We start from the raw sequence: 17,859 nt of genomic DNA on the forward strand, positions 1-17,859 counted from the left end.
GCGGCCCGATATCTCCATGGTGATGGAGAGTGCATCGGAGTGTGATCTTCAATCTAGTGGGCGCGGCCTTCGGGCGGCATGAGCAGGTAGCGCTGCTCATCAGCTAAAACGCAAATGAGCGGGCCGGTGCGAACTCCGGCTGCCAAGGGTGTCGTGGATAGCAGCCTTGGATCTCCCCGAGATGACGATTGACCACAAGATCACACCCCGATGCATTCGCATCAAGCAACCATCGAAAGGAGCTTCACGATGATTTTGAAACGCTTCGCGACTTACGTGGCACTCGCGCTCTGCGCGTGCTTCGGCTCTTCGTTCGCCTCGGCGATGGAGCGGCCGATCCAGTACCTGGTTTCCAGTTTCGAGCAGATCGGCGAGCTGCAATCGTCGGCCATGACCCGAATGGAGCTGACCCTCGCCAGTTGGCGAACGGGTGTCGGTGCTGGCGATCAAGCCCAAAAGTCCAACATGCGCGCTGAAAGCAATCACTTCGTCATGGTGTCGGCGGCTCCGGCCGGTGTTCCTGACTGGGATGCCGCAACCACCGCATAAAACCTGAACGGCCTGAGGCCTGAAGAAAAGCCCGGCATTGTCGGGCTTTTCACTGCCTGAATCGGCGAACACCTTGATCTCAGGGGTTTCGCCAATGCAGGTACAGCTGCAAGCGCACTATGAAAGCGCATTTTCACTGTACGTCCACGCGGAGGATTTGCAGCCATGTAACAGCCAGCCAACTATCCGACGCCCCATGCGCCCGGTAGTCATGTAGGGAAGGTAAAGCCCGGTTCGCGCCGGGCTTTTTATTGGGCAATTGGAGGTGAGAACAATGGATTACATGGCAGACCAAATGGACCGCCAGATCGAAGGCGCCCAGCTCGCGCATGAAGAGGCGATGAGCGCAGGTCAGTCGGCAGCGTTTCCTTCTGCTCCAGACCATCAGTGTGGTCGTGAGTACGGCATCACCATTCGCGATTACTTCGCGGCCAAGGCCATGCAGGCGTTCGCGGCGGACGCCAAGCGCGGCCCTGACACCTTGTACATGAACTACGACGGCGCTGCGCGAGAGGCATACAAGATCGCCGACGCCATGCTCTCCGCCCGAGCGGGCTTATGGAGCCAATCATGAAACGCACAACTCCACCCCTGCCCCGCAAGCCCCGCCCCGACGTCCACGACTGCGCCAAAGGCCGTATGCATGACGCGCCGAAGAAGGTCGTAACCACCATGCCGGGCGGGTATATCGCCTGATTGGAGATTGAGATGGCTCATCAGCTAGTCGGCCACATCTGCAAGATATGTGGAAGCGCGTGGCAGACAAGAGCGCGGGCCAAGAAGCACGTCAACCGCAAACATCTGGAACGTGTCACCCACCGGCATGGCCCTGGCCAGCATGTCGATTACCTGTGGCTAGATCTGAGCAAATAAACCGCCATCTCTGGAGGCGATCATGAACGCACTCGCAGCAGCCCAGTCTCGCTGGGACAACATGACCCCGGCCGATACATCAGCCCGTGATGAGGCGGCGGACAATTGGTCGTACAACGCCGGTGAGCAGTTGGTGTTCGGTTGCGACCTGGTGATTCGAACTCGCAGCCAGACGAAGGTGATCACCTACGCCGACTTCCTCGGGAAGGTCCAGGAACGGCTGAACCAGCGCCAGATCGACGGCGAGGACACGGAAGACCTGTTCGCCCAGTTGGTCCTTATGGCGATCAGGACCGGGGTCGGTAAGAGCATCGCCCAACAGCTGCTCGGCGACAAGGACCCACAGGAACTGGCCATGGAAATGGCCGACCCGTGGTTTGACCTGGCCATGGAGCAGGCGGCGGAGGACTTCGACTGATGAACAATCGCGCCGTCTCCGCCATCGAGTACGAGGTCGCCAAGATCGGCGTCACGCACTCCCCTGCCCCTGACCACACCTTCGTGATGGGCATGATCGAGCTCGCCGAGTTTTGCGAGTTGATCGACCCCGCCACCGCCAACAAGTACCGAAACGAACTGGACCAGAAGCGCGACAAGCGCATCAACGACCTGAGGGGAGTTGCCGCATGACCATCATCGCCGGATCGTTTGAAGGAATCGTTGAAGCCCTGAGAAATCGGGGCTTCCTGTTTCTGGTCGACGTGAAATGGATCGACCATCCATGCAAATGCGCGGGCCGCTGGGTCTGCAAGGTCGCCCCATGAGGAACAAGTACGCAGGAATTTGCTACCGGTGCCACGGGAATGTCCCGGCAGGTGCCGGGCACTTCGAACGACATGCTGGCGGATGGCGGACTCAACACGCGGACTGCGCCATCAAGGCCAAGCAGGAAAAGGAGTCGAAGCCATGAAGCGCCTCGCCACCCGCGTGTACACCTTCCAAGAACTCATGAACCGCATCGACCTTGAATACTGGCGCGTCCACTGTCACGGGCAAGACCAGTTCACCTTTGTGCCGGTGCAGTATTGGAGAGCATGACTATGAGAATCGTCACCTGGTGTATGGTCGGCCTGCTGACCATCGCGGTCTTCCAGTACAGCCTGTTCAAGGAGAACGGTGAACCGCGCCGTATCCCTACGCTGCAACAGGTGCTGCGGTGAAGTCGTTTGAAGAGTGGGTGATGCAGCCAGTCACACCACTGAATCAGCGCCCTGCTCTCCCTGAAGGCTTATGGGAGGACAAGCGAGGCAACTTGCTCGCCCAATGCAGGCGCTGTGATCGACCCTACAGCTACGACGGCGACCCTGCAGATGGCTTCGACCCAGACATGTCGTACTGCGGCGGATCTGAAAGGTGCATTCCATGACCAGCCACCAACGCGCACGCCGAATGCTCATCTGGCGCGGCAGCTTTCCCGTACTCGCCATTATCACGTTCCTGATGCTGCTCAGCGCCCTTGCCGACCGCATCACCTCCTGAATCATCGCTTGCAGGCTGTTGACCATGAATCAACACGATCTCAAAAAAGTAATCCATTACGACCCAGAAACTGGCTTCTTCACCAGGCTGAACAGATCACCTGGCAGGCGGGCAGGGAGTATCGGCGACCAAGGATACCGTCGGATAAGGGTGCTAGGGGAAAGGGTCAAGGAGCATAGGCTGGCTTGGTTCTATATGACCGGGCAATGGCCTGATGTCATCGACCACAGGAACTGTATCCGCGATGACAACCGATGGGAAAACCTGAGAGATGCCAGCGTAAATGAAAACCATAGGAATACCGGGATAACCGACAAAAACACCTCTGGGGTCAAGGGCATTTCTTGGAAGCCGCGGGATAAGGCTTGGGAGGCTGGAGTTCGATGTGCTGGTAAGTACCTACGGAGACAGTTTCAGGTTTCAACTTTTGGCGGAGTTGAGCAAGCAAAACTCGCCGCCGCCGCGTGGGTCGTGAGCACCAGAGAGATGGCTCATGGCGAATACGCCAACCACGGATAACAGCAGGTGTGCCCAGCCCGGGCGTGACCTGGCATCCCCCATTCAATAACGAGCCGCCTGCATGGCGGAAGGAATCGTCATGTCAGCAGTAATGAAACAGGTCGACCAAGCGCCGGCCATGTCTGAGTCAGCGCTTGTCGAGGTGTTGAGTGGCAGTCTTTACCCTGGCGCCGCACATAATTCAGTCGTAATGGTTCTGGCCTACTGCCAGGCCGCGCACCTGGACCCAATGCTGAAGCCGGTACACATCGTCCCGGTCTATCAGAAGGGTCGCGGCATGGTTGATGTGGTAATGCCGGGGATCGGCCTGTACCGCATTCAGGCGGCGCGCACCGGACAATACGCCGGAATCAGTGATCCAGAGTTTGGGCCGTCGATTACCACCAAGCTGGCAGGTGTCGAGGTTACCTATCCAGAGTGGTGCCGGGTCACGGTAAAGCGCCAAATGTCGAACGGGCTGGTCGCCGAGTTCACTGCCAGCGAGCGGTGGTTGGAGAACTACGCAACCGCTGGCAAAGACACCATCGCACCGAACGCCATGTGGAAACGCCGTGCGTTCGCCCAGCTCGCCAAGTGCGCCGAAGCCCAAGCTCTACGTAAGGCGTTCCCCGAGGTTGGATCAGCCCCAACGGCTGACGAAATGGAAGGCAAGGCATTCGACGAGCCGGCCCGCGACATGACTCCACAACCGCAGGCCGAGCCAGAGCCTGAAGCGCTGCTGGCCTACCTCGACGAAACGCTAGAAGAGAACGTCGCCAAATGGCAGCCGCTGATTGATTCGGGTCGCACATCGCCCGAGAAGCTGATCGCGATGATCAGCAGCAAGTACACGCTGAGCCCGGCGCAAATCGAAAAAATCCAGAACCTCAAAGCCCTCGAAGGAGATGTCGCATGAAAATTCATAACGTAGCTCAAGGCTCCGCCGAGTGGCATGCCCTGCGCGCCCAGCACTTCACCGCCTCCGAAGCCCCGGCCATGATGGGCGCCTCGAAGTATCAGACCCGCACCGACCTTCTGACATTGAAGAAAACCGGCATTGCGCCAGAGGTTACGGAACAGCAGCAGCGCATCTTCGACAAGGGCCATGCAACCGAAGCCGCAGCCCGCCCACTGGTCGAGGCGATGATAGGCGAAGAGCTTTATCCGATCGTGGCCACCGAAGGCAATCTGCTTGCCTCGATGGATGGCGCGACGATGCTCGGCGAGACGCTGTTCGAGCACAAGTTGTGGAACGAGTCTCTCGTCGCTCAGGTGAGAGCCGAAGATCTGGAGCCGCACTACTACTGGCAACTTGAGCAGCAACTGCTGGTGAGCGGATCCGAGCGGGTCATCTTCGCTTGTTCCGACGGCACAGCCGAGAATTTCGTCAGCATGGAATATCGCCCGGTCGCCGGCCGCGCCGCGCAGTTGGTCGAAGGATGGAGGCAGTTCGAGGCCGATCTGTCCAGCTTTGAAATGGCCGAGGCGCCCTCGATTGTCGTTGGCAAAGCACCGGACGAGTTGCCAGCGCTGCGTATCGAATTGACCGGCATGGTCACCGCGAGCAACCTCAAGGTGTTTGAGGATTCAGCGTTGGCAGTCATAGATTCGGTGAAAACCACACTGACCACCGACCAAGACTTTGCCGATGCGAAGAAGGCGGTGAAATGGTGTGGCGACGTTGAAGATGCAGTCGCCGCCGCGAAGAAGCAGGCGCTCTCGCAAACCAAGACTATCGACGAACTGTTTTCGTCGCTGGACCGTATCAGCGCCCATGCCCGCGAAACTCGCCTGAAGGTCGACAAACTGGTAAAGGCGCAGGAACTGCTGGTGAAAACCAACATCAAGCAAAAAGCTGAGCAGGCGCTGGCCGATCATATCGCGGCGATCAATAAAACTCTGGGCAAGGTGGTGCTTCCGTCTGTGGCATCCGACTTTGCCGGCGCCATGAAGAACAAGCGCACCATCGCCAGTCTTCAGGATGCCGTGGACACCGAGCTGGCCCGGGCGAAGATCGATGCAAGCCAGTCGGCTGACTGCATCCGCTTGAACTTGGCCAGCCTCGCCGAATTGGCCGCGGACTACCCCTTCTTGTTCAACGATGTCCAGCAGTTGGTTGCCAAGGCCAATGATGACCTGGTGACGCTGATCAAGTTTCGGATTTCGGAGCATGAGAAGGCCGAGGAGGAGAAAGCTGAAGCCACTCGCGAGCGCATTCGCAAGGAAGAGTTGCAGAAGATCGCTGACGCGGCAAAACAGGCTGTTCCTGCAGCAGTTGTTGAGCCGACTCCGGCACCCGCAGCAACTCAGGCTCCGGCCTTATCTGCTTCACCAGTTCGCTCGGCTCCTGCTGCCGTGGCGCCCGCGGCATCCCCTACCCAACAGAAGCCTGAAGTTTTTCAGGCCGAGGTCTACGACCTTGAAGCCTTGGTCAAAGCCGTGGCGTACGGACAGGCACCTCTTTCGGTATTGGCAGTCAACTGGGAAGCACTCGACGCTCTGGTCGAAGACCAGGGCCACAACTTCAGCATGGCCGGCGTGAGGCTGGTAAAGGCGGCAGCATGAGCGCATACATCAGCACCGAATTGAACATGGTCAAAGAGTTAGACCCGGCTCGCCATGAACTGGCGCTTAAGGTCGAAGAGTACTTGAGCCGAAAAGGGACTATTGAGGTCTTGCCCTTCTGGGTAGAGCCGAAGGGTTCAACCGAAACCCGGACAATGACGCCGAACTTCCAGACTCCGGACGTCAAGGCCGAGACGGACAAGCAGGCGGCGCGCATTAGGGAAATGGCCAAGACCATGAACCAGCGCGAGATCTGCGAGGCGGAAGGGATTCTGCGCGGCGTGCTTCGCGGGATCGGCAGGCGCTACGGCATCACCTTCGCCGTCGGCGCGAAAATCACCGCGCCGCCGAACAAGGCCTCAAAAGAGGCGGAAGAGAAGCTGGTGGAGAAGATCAAGGAAGCGATCGCCCAGGGCGTCAACCGCAACCAGTGCTGCAAGCTGCTGACCATCAGCACCACCCTGCTCCGCCGGCTGATCGAGGACTACGACCTCGATTATCCGAAGGTGAAGCCGGCATTCAAATGAAAAGACGAGCCCAACAACGCAAGCGACTGGCCTGGCTCGATTTGCCACCCAGTGGAATGGATGAGGTGTGCGATGGCGAAATCGCCAACCGAGAGGAAGCGCGACCAGCGCGAGCGGGACAAGATGACGAAGGCAGAACGCGAGGCCGCTCTCCTGTCACGCCAGATAGTCACGAAGCTTTATCACAACGATGACGCCGCGCTGAAGCGGGTCATGACCAGGTGCGGTATCGACGAAGAGCAGGATCTGATTTCCCGCTTCATCCGCGGCGCCGACCGCATGTCCGACGAGCAACTCGCCGAGCATATTCGCATCGCGTGACGTCACGCCGACCTGTCACACCAACAGAAAACATCAACTTCACCCGCTCCCGGGAGGCCCTATGTCGTCCAAAGGGAAACTCAGCGCCGGATACATAGAACTGCACTTCGCATGCAGCATCTGTGGCAAGCCGCGCAACAAGGGCAACCACACCAAGTGCAGCAAGGCCCGGCAGCAAGAGCACGCACAGAGGAATGAGCCATGACCGCCAAGTTATCGCCTGACTCAATCGGGCTGATCTTCACCATGCACGCTGCAGGGCACGCACCGGATGCAATCGCTGACGCCGCCGACTGCTCCTACCCCACCGTGGTTCGCTACCTCAACGCCGCCGGGATAGTGCTGGGCAATAAAGGCCGCAAGCGCGAGCTCACCGACGAATACGTGACCATGGCCCTGGAGATGCGCGCCGAGGGCAAGAAGTGGAACGACATCGAGGCGCACATCGGCTTCTGCCGGCAGACGTTCCAAACGTGGATTCGCGCTGATAACGCTGCAAAATCACATACCCTGGAGTTCCAATGAAAAACACGATCTCGATCGAGACTGAAGGCCTGAAAATCAAAGGCACTTCCGAGCGCATGGTTCAGCTGCTGATCGCCGGCATGCTCACCCAGACTCTGCCGCCGGCGGCGAATGTCCAGCCTGTCACCAGCGCCGCAGGCGTTCCGGAAGTCGGTGCGTATTGGCCTGGCCAAGGCGGCATCAACGGCGGCTTCGTCATGGCGCGCGGCGATGTGCCGGCGCATTACCTGATCATCGCCAAGGACGATGTCGGCAAGCACGAATGGGGAAACCGCGACAAGCAGTCAGGCGCCACCAGCAAGACAGACGGGCACGCCAACAGCATGATCCTGCTGGCCGATGGCGGACATCCAGCCGCTGAGGCTGCCGACCAATACACCGCCGACGGACACAACGACTTCTTCCTACCGGCCGCTGCCGAGTTGTACCAGGGCTGGCTGAACTGCCCTGAGGCGTTCAGCAAGGAAACCTGGTACTGGTCGAGTTCGCAGCGCTCCGCCGACAGCGCATTCACTATGGGCTTCGATGATGGCTATCAGGACTACCTCGACAAGGGCAGCGAGCTCCGCGTCCGCCCCGTCCGCAGATTCTTTATTTAATCCTTCAATCATTCGTTCTTGATCCGGCACCGGGGCGCAGCAGCGCCTTTTTTGTTGCCTTCGAAAAGAGGAAAGACCCATGACAGCAGCAGCTCAAGCAGAACCGGCAGTGACCATCCCGGAAATCGGCCAGCCTTTCGGTGGTGGCTTCTTCTCTGGCATCACCCGCGACCCAGAGACCGGCAAGCGTCACCTGAACATCACCGCCGGCGCAGCGCATGAACTGGTCGGCAAATGGGGCGAGTACGGCTTGAAGATCGAAGGCGCCGACAGCTTCACTGACAGCCGCGCCAACACCGAGGCCATGGCAGCCGCTGGCAGCGAATTGGCGCAGAAGGTGCTGGCTCTGGACATCGGCGGCTTCACTGACTGGGCAATCCCGGCGCGCGATGTGCAGGAGCTTCAGTATCGCCACTTCAAACCAACGACCCAGGAGAACTGGGCCGCTCGCCGCGATGGCGACAACCCGAACAGCGAGCCGGTCGGCATGCTGTACAGCGAAGAATCGCCACCCCAGACCACTCTGGCAGCATTTCAGACAGGCGGCGCTGAGGCCTTCCGTGACACCTGGTACTGGAGCAGCTCGCAGCGCTCCGCCGACTTCGCATTCAGTGTGTACTTCGTTGATGGCTATCAGCTCTACGACGCCAAGGGCAGCGAGCTCCGCGTCCGCCCCGTCCGCAGTCAGCTTATTGATTGATTCGTTTATTCAATCCGGCCGCTTGCGGCCGGTTGCTCTTGGAGAGCAAGCCTCATGGCAATGCACACGGATTTGCAGATCTACAAGTCATCGCTCGGATTGCTCCAGATGGCCACGAACCTGACCCGGAACATTCCCCGCGACCTCAAGCAGTCCCTCGGCAAGCGCGTCATCGATGAGTGCATCGACGTGTTGATGTTGATTGCCCGGGCAAACGCTACGCCCGACAAGCGCCCACACCTGACCTCGCTGGTCGAGAAGGTCCAGGTGATCGAGTTCCTGATGAGGCTGTTCAAGGACAGTCGATTCATCAGTGTCGGGCAGCATGCCACTGCCATAGAGGTCACGACCTCAATCGGCAAACAGGCATCTGCCTGGAAACGCTCCACCCCAACCGCGCCCGCCACCTGAGAGTCACGGCTTTCAGGTCTGTGCGAATTGAATCTGGTCGTGCCGCTGGCCTGCTGGCCACCGCCATGCGCACAAGAGATACCGCCGGTCTAAAGCGTCCACGTAGGTCTCGCGCAGTTTCCTTGCTGATCGGCTCTGCCTTCGGCTTGGCGACGTAGATAGCACGATAGGTCGCAGCGCTCCGCCAACAACGCATTCAATATGAACTTCGATGATGGCAATCAGAACAACAACGACAAGAACAACGAGCTCCGCGTCCGCCCCGTCCGCAGATTCGAATGTTGGGCCCTATCCATTCAGCGAGTTTGTCCAGGCTTACTACGACTGCCGGCGCACGAAGCGCAACAGCGCCAGTGCATTGGCTTTCGAGTTGAACCTGGAACGCAACCTGATGGAGCTACACGACGACCTGCTCGCCGGCACTTACCGGCCGGGCCGCTCGATATGCTTCGTGGTCACCCGGCCGAAAGCCCGCGAGGTTTGGGCTGCAGCGTTCCGGGACCGCGTCGTCCACCACCTGCTGTACAACCGTGTGGCACCGCGCTTCTACGCCAGCTTCATAGCGGACAGTTGCGCGTGCATCCCTGGGCGCGGCACGTTGTACGCCGCGAAACGGCTTGAGGCGAAGATCCGCAGCGCCACGCAGAACTGGTCGAGGCCAGTCTTCTACCTTAAGTGCGACCTGGCCAACTTCTTCGTCGCGATCGACAAGCAGGTGCTGCGCCAGCAGCTGGCCAAGAGGATCACCGAACCGTGGTGGTTGGCACTGGCCGAACAGATCCTGATGCATGACCCGCGCGAGGATTACGAGGTGCGCAGTCCGGCCCATCTGTTCAACCGGGTTCCGCAGCACAAGCGCCTCACCGCGCAGCCGGCGCACCTCGGTCTACCGATCGGCAACCTGTCATCGCAGTTCTTCGCCAACGTCTACCTCGACGCCTTGGACCAGTTCGCCAAACACCAGCTCGGCGCCAAGCATTACGTCCGTTACGTCGACGACTTCGTGTTCCTGCACGAATCACCGCAGCAGTTGAACCAGTGGCGCGAGCAGGTCGAAGCTTTCCTGCCGCGCCTCGGCGCCCGGCTCAACCCGAGCAAAACCATCTTGCAGCCGGTGGATCGCGGCGTGGACTTCGTCGGACACGTCATCAAACCCTGGCGCCGGACAACGCGGAAACGATCACTGGCACAGGCGTTGAAACGCACCGCCGTAGCGCCGGCCGATGACCTGCGAGAGACCGCAAACAGCTACTTCGGGCTGCTCGGCCAAGCCAGTCACAGCCAGCGGGATCGCGCGGCACTGGCCAATGTCGTGCTCCGACGCGGAAACACGGTCAACGCAGCACTCACCAAAACATTCCAGCGAAGGAGCCCAGCATGAATGACTGGATCGCTTGTAGCGAAAGGCTGCCAGAGGTCGACCTGAACGCACCGAAATACGCGCAGCGGGTACGGGTGATCGCCGGCAAGCCCGGATATGTCGGTGAACTGACATTCGGGACCAATGCCTACGCGAAGAACCATGTTCCGCACTGGCAGGAATCAAGTGGCCGGCCTGCTGTTTGGACGCCGACCCACTGGAAGCCAATGCCAAGCTGCCCAGCCTGCTAAGGCAAGGATCCCCTATGGAAATCGAATACGGCTCGGTCTGCTCTGGCATTGAGGCGGCGACACTCGCCTGGAAGGCCATCGGAATGCGCGCGGCCTGGTTCGCAGAGACCGAGGCATTCCCCAGCGCGGTGCTGGCGTACCGCCATCCGAAAACGCCAAACCTCGGTGACATGACCAAGCTGGCCGCCAAAGTGCTCGCCGGCAAGATCGCTGCACCGGACGTCCTCGTTGGCGGTACCCCTTGCCAGGCGTTCAGCGTGGCCGGGATGCGCGAAGGCCTGGCCGATCCCCGGGGCGCTCTCACCATCAAATATGTGGAGCTTGCAGATGCAATTGACCATGTTCGAATCCAGCAGCGAAAGCCCGAGGTCGTCCTCACCTGGGAAAACGTCCCCGGCGTCCTCAGCGACAAAGGCAACGCCTTCGGATGCTTTCTTGGCGCGCTTGCTGGGGAAGACTGCGAACTGCAGCCTTCAGGGAAAAAATGGCCGAACGCTGGTTGTGTGTATGGACCCAAAAGAACAATCGCGTGGCGGGTCCTGGACGCCCAATATTTCGGACTGGCCCAACGACGCCGCCGTGTGTTCGTTGTCGCAAGTGCTCGAGACGGATTCGATCCCACCGAGGTACTTTTTGAGCGAGAAGGCCTGCGCCGGGATACTGCGCCGCGCCGAGGCCAGGGGCAAGACGTTACCGGATCAGCTCCTTTCGGCCCTGCGCTCCAGTGCGGATGCGGAGAAGTGTTCGCCGAAGAGCTCGGACCGTTCGGCTGCGTGAACTGCGAGGGTGATGAAGGCCCGGCGGTGTCTATGTTCGGCGGGATACCGGCGTTCGGTGGGCACAGTCTGGAAGGGTCGGTAGAGCGGTCAGCCACCCTGACGGCGAAGGACACGCGCCTGGACATGGAAAGCGAAACGTTCTTTGTCGCGCCGACTCTGGCCGGCGGCGGACGAAAGTCCGGAGGGTACTCTCTCGACGATATCCCGATCACCGCGCCAGCGCTTCGGGCTCAGGCCCAGAGCAGCCACCGCGCCGACTCCGAAGCCTTCATCGTCGCCGGCACACTCAACGCCAATGGCAAGGCAGCTGGCAGCGCGACCCAGCAAGATGCGGAATCTGGTCTGCTGGTTGTGCACGGCACCCAAGATCCAGATGTCCGCATTGATCAGGCGCACACGCTCGGTCGGAACAACGGCATGGAAAACGCCGTGCTCGCCTTCTCCTGCAAGGATCACGGTGCGGATGCTGGATCGATATCGCCGACCCTCCGCGCGATGAGCCATTCAGGCAGTCACGCCAACGCAGGCGGCCAGGTCGCGGTGTGCATTACCGGCGAGATCACTCACACGCTGAAGGCCGACGGCTTCGACGGTAGCGAGGACGGTACCGGCCGAGGGCAACCGATCACGGCCGGCCAAACCGGAGTCCGCCGCCTCACCCCGCGTGAATGCGAACGCCTCCAAGGCATGCCGGACGACTACACGCTGATCCCATGGCGCGGTAAGCCAGCCAGCGAATGCCCGGATGGGCCGCGCTACAAGGCGATCGGCAACAGCAAGGCGGTCACTGTCGTTCGCTGGATCGGCCTGCGCATACTCAAACAATTGGAAAATGCCCAATGAGCCAATCACGTAAAGGCAGCGCCTTCGAGGCCTGCATCAACATGGTGGTCGGTCTGATAGTTAGCATGATCGCCAATTCCATCGTATTCCCACGCTTCGGCTTTAACCCATCCCTACTGGACAACATAGGGATAACCATCATCTACACCGTGATCTCCCTGGTCCGATCTTATTGTTTGCGTCGTGCATTCAACATGCTCGACCGAGCCTAACTCCCTCCCCCTTCAAAGTCAGCCGCTATAGCGGCAAGGACGAAGTCATGTCTGAAGAAAACAAGCACACAGGGCCAGACCACTTTCGCTACGTCGACTCCATTGGGCCGGAAGGCGTGACGATCGTCTGCCGTAAATACGTTGTGGTCCGGGAAAGCGAGCACTGCTACTGGATCGTTCCCGAAAGCTCGGAAGGCTGGGCGCGTGCACGGCAGGCGGCCACAGGCAAGGCTTTCAAGGATGCGAAGCGAGTATCGAAGGATTCGTGGCGGCGCTTCGCTTACCCAGAGAAAGACAGAGCACTGGCTTCCTACAGGGCCCGCAAGCGGCACCAGATCAGCCACGCCGAACTCGCCATTGAGCGTGCGAAAGCGGCTCTCGCTGACATCAAGGACATTGAAGCGATCAACGACGAGCACCTGTGCTCGGGCGGCGACTACATCAAACAGCTCAACTGGACGGACTGCTGATGACCATTTCACCACAACCGAAGGAACGGCCGATCCTGTTCTCGGCCCCGATGGTGCGCGCCATTCTGGAAGGCAGGAAGACGGTAACGCGCCGGGCGCTCGCCGGCGGCCTGGATCCGGAACGACTGGGTGAGACGATGACCAAGGCCCAGTGGGCAAAGGTCAACCGCGAGCTGCCCGTGGCATTTGGACCGGCCTACTTCTGCCCGTACGGTCAGCCAGGCGACCGCCTGTGGGTGCGCGAGACCTGGTACTGCGATCACTTCGAAGTCCAGCAGGGCCCATACCTGCAACCCGCCGATATGCACGACCTTGACCAGTCACGAGAGCACGGCGAACTGGTGTACGCCGCCGATGGACTCGCTCCATACGAGCAAGAGCAGCCAACGTGGAAGCCATCCATCCACATGCCGCGCTGGGTCAGCCGTATCCTGCTGGAGATCACCGACGTGCGCGTCGAGAGGTTGCAGGACATCAGCGAACAGCAGGCCCAGGCCGAGGGAATCGTCGGTGTAGCTTTTCGGCCAGACGACGGCTGGCCAATCTGCACCGGCTACATGGTGGGACCTGACGACGGCAAGAGCCCCCTTCAAACGACCGCAGCCAAAGCATTCTCTGAACTTTGGTCAGCCATCAACGGTGTTGACTCCTGGAGCGCAAACCCCTGGGTCTGGGTCGTCGAGTTCAAGCAGGTGACGCCATGACCGTCCTCGATGCTGGAACAGGCATGCTGCCGTTGAGACGGCAGAAATATGGGGCCGCCGGTGAGATATACCCATGCCCCACGCATACCGGAGATAGCTGCAGCTCCTGCGGTGGCACCGGGTACCGCGCAGTCTGCAACCAGACGGGCTGCCATGAACACGGCTGCCAGGCTGGCTGCTCTCGGTCGGCAGAGGATTTCAGGCTACAGAAGCTGCGCGAATCGAAGGTGACGCCATGATCGCCCTCGCCTGGTTCGCCTACGTGTACTGCTACAAGGTAACCAGGAAAAAGTCCGCCTCACCAGTTGCTTCAGGTACGAGCTGATTGGGCCGCAACTGATGAGGCGAACAATAGAACGCTAGTTCCGTTTTCTCTCATTGTCGCCTTCACCGCGAAATATATCCCCTACCCCACACAAGAGCCTGCCGGTGTACGGCGGGCGAGGAATTTCTGCATGTTCGAAATCATCAAAGCTTGGTGGTCCCGCAATGTTTTCCGGGCGAATCCGTGGCACGACAAGTTCGTGCTGCTGAACTTCATCGACCTTTACTACAAAGGGCAGCGCGACACCGTGCTGGGTATCACGCTGACCTCTGGTGACAAAGGCGATTACCCGGGCAACAAGCTGGTGATCCAGATCTGGAAGTTCTCCGCCTGGATCAAAATTCCCAACATCATCAAGCCGTGGGCCGAGCAGCACACCTTCACCAGCCTGAGCCCTGAGGCCGAAGCCAAGCGAATTGCAGAGTACGGGCACCTTCATTACTACGAGTACCACTCTCGTAAGTTCGGCTTCCATTTGACCACCCACGGTATTCACACCAACTTCGGCCCGAGCACCTGGGATTCCCGGACCACAAAGTCTCGATACAACTCATTCCCATGGCGTGAGTTCGATATGGTCTTCCATGCCATCTGCGACGCGTCTGGCGTCGAGCATGTTGAGAAGGGCCAAGGTGTCAGCCTCGACTTTAAGGAAAGATGGGCGATCAAGGACACCATGCCGCGCTACGTGTTCCTGCTCCGGGATTACGACGGGCAAGAGATCCGCGCCTACTGCTACATGGAGAAGCGCGTGTACCGCATAGGCACTGGCTGGGTGAAGAAGTACTTCGGCGCGCTGCGCCCGGCCCGCACCTTTGTCGAACTGGATATCTCCTTCGACGGAGAGACAGGGCCCGAGAAAGGATCGTGGAAAGGCGGAACCATAGGCACCGGCATCAAGGCTGAGAGAGGCGATAAGCACGATGCCCAGTACCTGATCGAGAAGTATTGCGGCGGCACGCATCGCGCCAAGGGCGCCAACTACCAGATGACTCTGGTCCGCCGTGAGCCCGACGCGCCATACACCAACGAAACGTACCGCAAGTCATCGGCCGAGCGCCGCGGCGAAACCTACGCCCCTCTCGCATAACCCATCACCACCTTCTGCCGCCTTGCGCGGCATGGAGCCCCTATGTCTCGCATTGAAGAAAGAGAAGGCTGGAACCTGGCCGATGAGTTGATCAAGGCCGGTCGCCTCGTAGATCCGATTTTCGGCGGTGTGGAGCGAGTGATCGCCAACATCGAGCGCACCGCAGCACTTCGGCCTGAGGGTTACCGGGTCGGCATCCAGAAACGCATCGAGGTAGAACGTCATGGCAACTGCTGAACTGCACGGCCAGAAGATCAACCCATTTGAGCAAGGCTATGCCGCGTTCCTCAAGGGGCTCGGGCTCAAGCAGAACCCATTCGATACCGACAAAGACCCTGCTCCGTTCTCCAAGCAGCGCTGGATTGACGGCTGGAATAAGGCCTATAGAACCCGACTGGAGAAACAGACATGAATGACGACTTGATACTGGTGCCGCGCGGCCTTTTGGGATCAGCATCCCATGCGATCGACAAAAAGCTTGATGCGCCAGAAACGCTTAAATTGCTTCGTCGGTACACATGCGGAGATTTGTTCCATCCGCTCTCCGACGCGCCTGTTGCGCCGCAGGATTTTCAGCCGATCTATCAGTTTTCTGGTATTTCCGCTCCCTCTTGGAGTGACATAAGCAAAGAGTGTTACGACGAATACACCGCTCGTGGGCGGGAGAATGGCTGGCAAACCCGCATTGTCTACAACCACCCCTATGCTAGCGAGCTTGTCGCGCACTGCCATCTACAACGGGCAAAGCTGGCCGAGGCAAAGACTGACCGGCTTCACAAGGATCTCATCGCCGCCCAAGCCACAATCGCCAATCAGGCGAAGATGATAGAGCACCTGCGGGGCGGGCTGACTGGATACACCGCAGTCGACATGACGACCGCTGCCGCGCAAGGGTTCAGGGATGGGGTGGCGAGTAAGGCAGAACCATGCGATGGATGTTTCATGGCTGAAGCTGAAGCGCTACGCAAGGACGCCGAGCGTTACCGCTGGCTGCGCAACAGCTCAGACAACTTCGACTGCTCGCAAGCAGAAAGCATGGAAGAGATAGACGCCATGATCGATTCCGCCATGAGCAAGGAGGGTTGAGATGAACAAACCAATGACCGAAAGCATTGACCGATTCCTGCGCCTCGATGAGGTTCTACACACCACCGGCCTGGGCCGAAATACGGTTTATCGGCGGATCAGGGAGGGCACCTTCCCAAAACAGGTTAGAATAGGTCCCAATTCGGTGGCATGGCGTCAGTCGGCAATCGCGCAATGGATGCTCGATCTGAACCCCAGCAACGATCAATCAGTACATTGATCAGTACACCAGAAACACCACCTCATTCAAAACCCTTTAAACTCCAGCATTACAGGTCATACCGTGGAAATCTTCAAGGAATTTACGTTCGAATCCGCCCACCGCCTGCCCCACGTCCCGGATGGCCACAAGTGCGGACGTCTGCACGGTCACTCCTTCAAGGTGGCGATTCACCTCAGCGGCGAGATCGATGCACACACCGGCTGGATCCGCGATTTCTCCGAAATCAAGGCGATCTTCAAGCCGCTGTACGAGCGTCTGGACCACAATTACCTGAACGACATTCCCGGCCTTGAAAACCCGACCAGCGAAGTGCTGGCCAAATTCATCTGGGCCGAACTCAAGCCCCTGCTGCCGGAACTGAGCGCGATCCGTATTCACGAGACGTGCACCAGCGGCTGCATCTATCGCGGCGAGTAATTTCCTCCGCTCTTGCTCCCTGTAGGAGCGAGCATGCTCGCGATGGTCGTCAACGATAACGTTGACAGCCTGACTCCCCGCGGTGTCTGTGCCTCCATCGCGAGCATGCTCGCTCCTACAGGGTTTCATCGCAGAGAGGACCGCGTTTCATGGCTGATTGGCCCCTGCCCCAGACCTACCGCTTTAACGGTCACTCCGTCCGCTACGCCGTGCGCGGCGACGGCCCGCCTTTGGTGTTCGTGCACGGCACGCCCTTCTCCTCTTATGTCTGGCACCGCATCGCGCCGCATTTCATCACCACCCACCGGGTGCATTACTTCGACCTGCTGGGCTACGGCCAATAGGAAAAGGTCGATGGTGACGTGTCTCTGGGCGTGCAGAACGAGTTGCTGGCGCAGTTGCTGCAACACTGGGGACTGGATTGCCCCGACGTGGTGGCCCACGACTTCGGCGGCGCCACCGTGTTGCGTGCGCATCTGCTCAATGCTCGCAATTACCGCAGCCTGACCCTGATCGACCCGGTTGCGCTGACGCCCTGGGGCTCGCCCTTCGTGCAGCATGTGCGTCAGCATGAAGCAGCGTTCAGCGGATTGCCCGACTACATCCAGCGGGCCATCGTGCCGACCTACATTCGCGGCGCGATCCACCGGCGAATCCCCGACGACGAACTCGACCCCTACGTGCAACCCTGGCTGGGCGATCCCGGGCAAGCGGCGTTCTACCGGCAGATCGCGCAGATGGACGAGCGCTATACCCGCGAGGTCGAAGCGCTGTACCCCACCCTTCGCTGCCCGGTGCAGATTCTCTGGGGCGAAGATGACCTGTGGATCCCCATCGAACGCGGCCGCGCGCTGCACAAGATGATTCCCGGCTCGCAGTTCCATGCCATCCCCAATGCCGGTCACCTGGTCCAGGAAGATGCGCCTGAAGCCGTAGTCGCCGCGCTGCTGCGATTCCTGCCCTCAGCCAATACCCCCTGAAGAAACCCGATCCCCTGTGGGAGCGGGCTTGCTCGCGAAGACGGTGTGTCAGCCAACAGATTCATCGACTGA

The 17,859-nt window shown here is 59.6% G+C and carries 29 protein-coding genes and 1 pseudogene; all 30 read left to right on the forward strand.

Annotation, left to right across the window (positions count from 1 at the left end; genetic code table 11):
* The first annotated feature begins 249 nt into the window (after positions 1 to 249).
* The 30 genes and pseudogenes from ACW9JE_RS03900 (at position 250) to ACW9JE_RS04045 (ending at position 17,787) form a co-directional block, all read left to right on the forward strand.
* Entirely contained in the window at positions 250 to 549 is a 300-nt protein-coding gene (locus tag ACW9JE_RS03900) for a hypothetical protein (RefSeq protein WP_457431979.1), read from the forward strand.
* 274 nt (positions 550 to 823) lie between these two features.
* The gene (locus ACW9JE_RS03905; RefSeq protein ID WP_457431980.1) at positions 824 to 1,123 is read left to right on the forward strand and encodes a hypothetical protein; all 300 of its coding nucleotides are present in this window, start codon (positions 824 to 826) and stop codon (positions 1,121 to 1,123) included.
* A complete protein-coding gene (locus tag ACW9JE_RS03910; RefSeq protein WP_457431981.1) occupies positions 1,120 to 1,245 on the forward strand; it encodes a hypothetical protein in 126 nt (41 codons plus the stop codon). The genes ACW9JE_RS03905 and ACW9JE_RS03910 overlap by 4 nt, the downstream gene beginning before the upstream one ends.
* Positions 1,246 to 1,444: 199 nt before the next feature.
* Positions 1,445 to 1,840, forward strand: a complete 396-nt coding sequence (locus ACW9JE_RS03915) for a hypothetical protein (protein ID WP_457431982.1) — start codon at positions 1,445 to 1,447, stop codon at positions 1,838 to 1,840.
* Entirely contained in the window at positions 1,840 to 2,052 is a 213-nt protein-coding gene (locus ACW9JE_RS03920; protein WP_457431983.1) for a hypothetical protein, read from the forward strand. Before ACW9JE_RS03915 ends, ACW9JE_RS03920 begins: the two co-directional genes overlap by 1 nt.
* Positions 2,049 to 2,186: a hypothetical protein gene (locus tag ACW9JE_RS03925; protein ID WP_457431984.1), complete on the forward strand. Its 138-nt coding sequence runs from the start codon at positions 2,049 to 2,051 to the stop codon at positions 2,184 to 2,186. Before ACW9JE_RS03920 ends, ACW9JE_RS03925 begins: the two co-directional genes overlap by 4 nt.
* A gap of 142 nt (positions 2,187 to 2,328) precedes the next feature.
* Positions 2,329 to 2,460, forward strand: coding sequence for a hypothetical protein (locus ACW9JE_RS03930; RefSeq protein ID WP_457431985.1), 132 nt, complete (start codon positions 2,329 to 2,331; stop codon positions 2,458 to 2,460).
* Positions 2,457 to 2,582 carry a hypothetical protein gene (locus ACW9JE_RS03935; protein WP_457431986.1) on the forward strand — a complete coding sequence of 42 codons (126 nt, stop codon included), beginning with the start codon at positions 2,457 to 2,459 and terminating at the stop codon, positions 2,580 to 2,582. Before ACW9JE_RS03930 ends, ACW9JE_RS03935 begins: the two co-directional genes overlap by 4 nt.
* A 343-nt stretch (positions 2,583 to 2,925) precedes the next feature.
* A complete protein-coding gene (locus tag ACW9JE_RS03940) occupies positions 2,926 to 3,420 on the forward strand; it encodes an HNH endonuclease (protein ID WP_457431987.1) in 495 nt (164 codons plus the stop codon).
* Between the two features lie 91 nt (positions 3,421 to 3,511).
* Positions 3,512 to 4,315, forward strand: coding sequence for a phage recombination protein Bet (gene bet / locus ACW9JE_RS03945; RefSeq protein ID WP_457432008.1), 804 nt, complete (start codon positions 3,512 to 3,514; stop codon positions 4,313 to 4,315).
* Positions 4,312 to 5,964 carry a YqaJ viral recombinase family protein gene (locus ACW9JE_RS03950; RefSeq protein ID WP_457431988.1) on the forward strand — a complete coding sequence of 551 codons (1,653 nt, stop codon included), beginning with the start codon at positions 4,312 to 4,314 and terminating at the stop codon, positions 5,962 to 5,964. The genes bet and ACW9JE_RS03950 overlap by 4 nt, the downstream gene beginning before the upstream one ends.
* The gene (locus ACW9JE_RS03955; RefSeq protein ID WP_457431989.1) at positions 5,961 to 6,491 is read left to right on the forward strand and encodes a hypothetical protein; all 531 of its coding nucleotides are present in this window, start codon (positions 5,961 to 5,963) and stop codon (positions 6,489 to 6,491) included. The genes ACW9JE_RS03950 and ACW9JE_RS03955 overlap by 4 nt, the downstream gene beginning before the upstream one ends.
* Positions 6,492 to 6,563: 72 nt before the next feature.
* Entirely contained in the window at positions 6,564 to 6,812 is a 249-nt protein-coding gene (locus ACW9JE_RS03960; protein ID WP_457431990.1) for a hypothetical protein, read from the forward strand.
* A gap of 201 nt (positions 6,813 to 7,013) precedes the next feature.
* Positions 7,014 to 7,337: a hypothetical protein gene (locus ACW9JE_RS03965; protein WP_457431991.1), complete on the forward strand. Its 324-nt coding sequence runs from the start codon at positions 7,014 to 7,016 to the stop codon at positions 7,335 to 7,337.
* Positions 7,334 to 7,936, forward strand: a complete 603-nt coding sequence (locus tag ACW9JE_RS03970; protein ID WP_457431992.1) for a DUF1566 domain-containing protein — start codon at positions 7,334 to 7,336, stop codon at positions 7,934 to 7,936. Before ACW9JE_RS03965 ends, ACW9JE_RS03970 begins: the two co-directional genes overlap by 4 nt.
* A 79-nt stretch (positions 7,937 to 8,015) precedes the next feature.
* Positions 8,016 to 8,636 carry a DUF1566 domain-containing protein gene (locus tag ACW9JE_RS03975; protein ID WP_457431993.1) on the forward strand — a complete coding sequence of 207 codons (621 nt, stop codon included), beginning with the start codon at positions 8,016 to 8,018 and terminating at the stop codon, positions 8,634 to 8,636.
* Positions 8,637 to 8,690: 54 nt separating this feature from the next.
* Positions 8,691 to 9,047: a four helix bundle protein gene (locus tag ACW9JE_RS03980; protein ID WP_457431994.1), complete on the forward strand. Its 357-nt coding sequence runs from the start codon at positions 8,691 to 8,693 to the stop codon at positions 9,045 to 9,047.
* Between the two features lie 211 nt (positions 9,048 to 9,258).
* A complete protein-coding gene (locus ACW9JE_RS03985; RefSeq protein ID WP_457431995.1) occupies positions 9,259 to 10,428 on the forward strand; it encodes an RNA-directed DNA polymerase in 1,170 nt (389 codons plus the stop codon).
* A complete protein-coding gene (locus ACW9JE_RS03990; protein WP_457431996.1) occupies positions 10,425 to 10,658 on the forward strand; it encodes a DUF551 domain-containing protein in 234 nt (77 codons plus the stop codon). Before ACW9JE_RS03985 ends, ACW9JE_RS03990 begins: the two co-directional genes overlap by 4 nt.
* A gap of 14 nt (positions 10,659 to 10,672) precedes the next feature.
* On the forward strand, positions 10,673 to 12,280 hold the full coding sequence (locus tag ACW9JE_RS03995; protein WP_457431997.1) for a DNA cytosine methyltransferase: 1,608 nt from the start codon (positions 10,673 to 10,675) through the stop codon (positions 12,278 to 12,280).
* The gene (locus ACW9JE_RS04000; RefSeq protein ID WP_457431998.1) at positions 12,277 to 12,492 is read left to right on the forward strand and encodes a DUF7220 family protein; all 216 of its coding nucleotides are present in this window, start codon (positions 12,277 to 12,279) and stop codon (positions 12,490 to 12,492) included. The genes ACW9JE_RS03995 and ACW9JE_RS04000 overlap by 4 nt, the downstream gene beginning before the upstream one ends.
* Before the next feature lie 47 nt (positions 12,493 to 12,539).
* Positions 12,540 to 12,962 carry a hypothetical protein gene (locus ACW9JE_RS04005; RefSeq protein ID WP_457431999.1) on the forward strand — a complete coding sequence of 141 codons (423 nt, stop codon included), beginning with the start codon at positions 12,540 to 12,542 and terminating at the stop codon, positions 12,960 to 12,962.
* Positions 12,962 to 13,666, forward strand: a complete 705-nt coding sequence (locus ACW9JE_RS04010) for a hypothetical protein (protein ID WP_457432000.1) — start codon at positions 12,962 to 12,964, stop codon at positions 13,664 to 13,666. The genes ACW9JE_RS04005 and ACW9JE_RS04010 overlap by 1 nt, the downstream gene beginning before the upstream one ends.
* Positions 13,667 to 14,121: 455 nt before the next feature.
* The gene (locus ACW9JE_RS04015; protein ID WP_457432001.1) at positions 14,122 to 15,081 is read left to right on the forward strand and encodes a hypothetical protein; all 960 of its coding nucleotides are present in this window, start codon (positions 14,122 to 14,124) and stop codon (positions 15,079 to 15,081) included.
* Between the two features lie 42 nt (positions 15,082 to 15,123).
* The gene (locus ACW9JE_RS04020; RefSeq protein WP_457432002.1) at positions 15,124 to 15,318 is read left to right on the forward strand and encodes a hypothetical protein; all 195 of its coding nucleotides are present in this window, start codon (positions 15,124 to 15,126) and stop codon (positions 15,316 to 15,318) included.
* Entirely contained in the window at positions 15,305 to 15,493 is a 189-nt protein-coding gene (locus ACW9JE_RS04025) for a hypothetical protein (protein WP_457432003.1), read from the forward strand. Before ACW9JE_RS04020 ends, ACW9JE_RS04025 begins: the two co-directional genes overlap by 14 nt.
* A complete protein-coding gene (locus ACW9JE_RS04030) occupies positions 15,490 to 16,167 on the forward strand; it encodes a hypothetical protein (protein ID WP_457432004.1) in 678 nt (225 codons plus the stop codon). Before ACW9JE_RS04025 ends, ACW9JE_RS04030 begins: the two co-directional genes overlap by 4 nt.
* Position 16,168: 1 nt before the next feature.
* Complete coding sequence (locus ACW9JE_RS04035; protein WP_457432005.1) at positions 16,169 to 16,387, forward strand: helix-turn-helix transcriptional regulator; 219 nt, start codon at positions 16,169 to 16,171, stop codon at positions 16,385 to 16,387.
* 63 nt (positions 16,388 to 16,450) lie between these two features.
* Positions 16,451 to 16,807 carry a 6-carboxytetrahydropterin synthase QueD gene (gene queD / locus ACW9JE_RS04040; RefSeq protein WP_175377670.1) on the forward strand — a complete coding sequence of 119 codons (357 nt, stop codon included), beginning with the start codon at positions 16,451 to 16,453 and terminating at the stop codon, positions 16,805 to 16,807.
* Between the two features lie 149 nt (positions 16,808 to 16,956).
* A pseudogene (locus ACW9JE_RS04045) lies at positions 16,957 to 17,787 on the forward strand (alpha/beta fold hydrolase).
* Positions 17,788 to 17,859 lie beyond the last annotated feature (72 nt).

The organism is Pseudomonas sp. SDO55104_S430 (genome assembly GCF_054070595.1).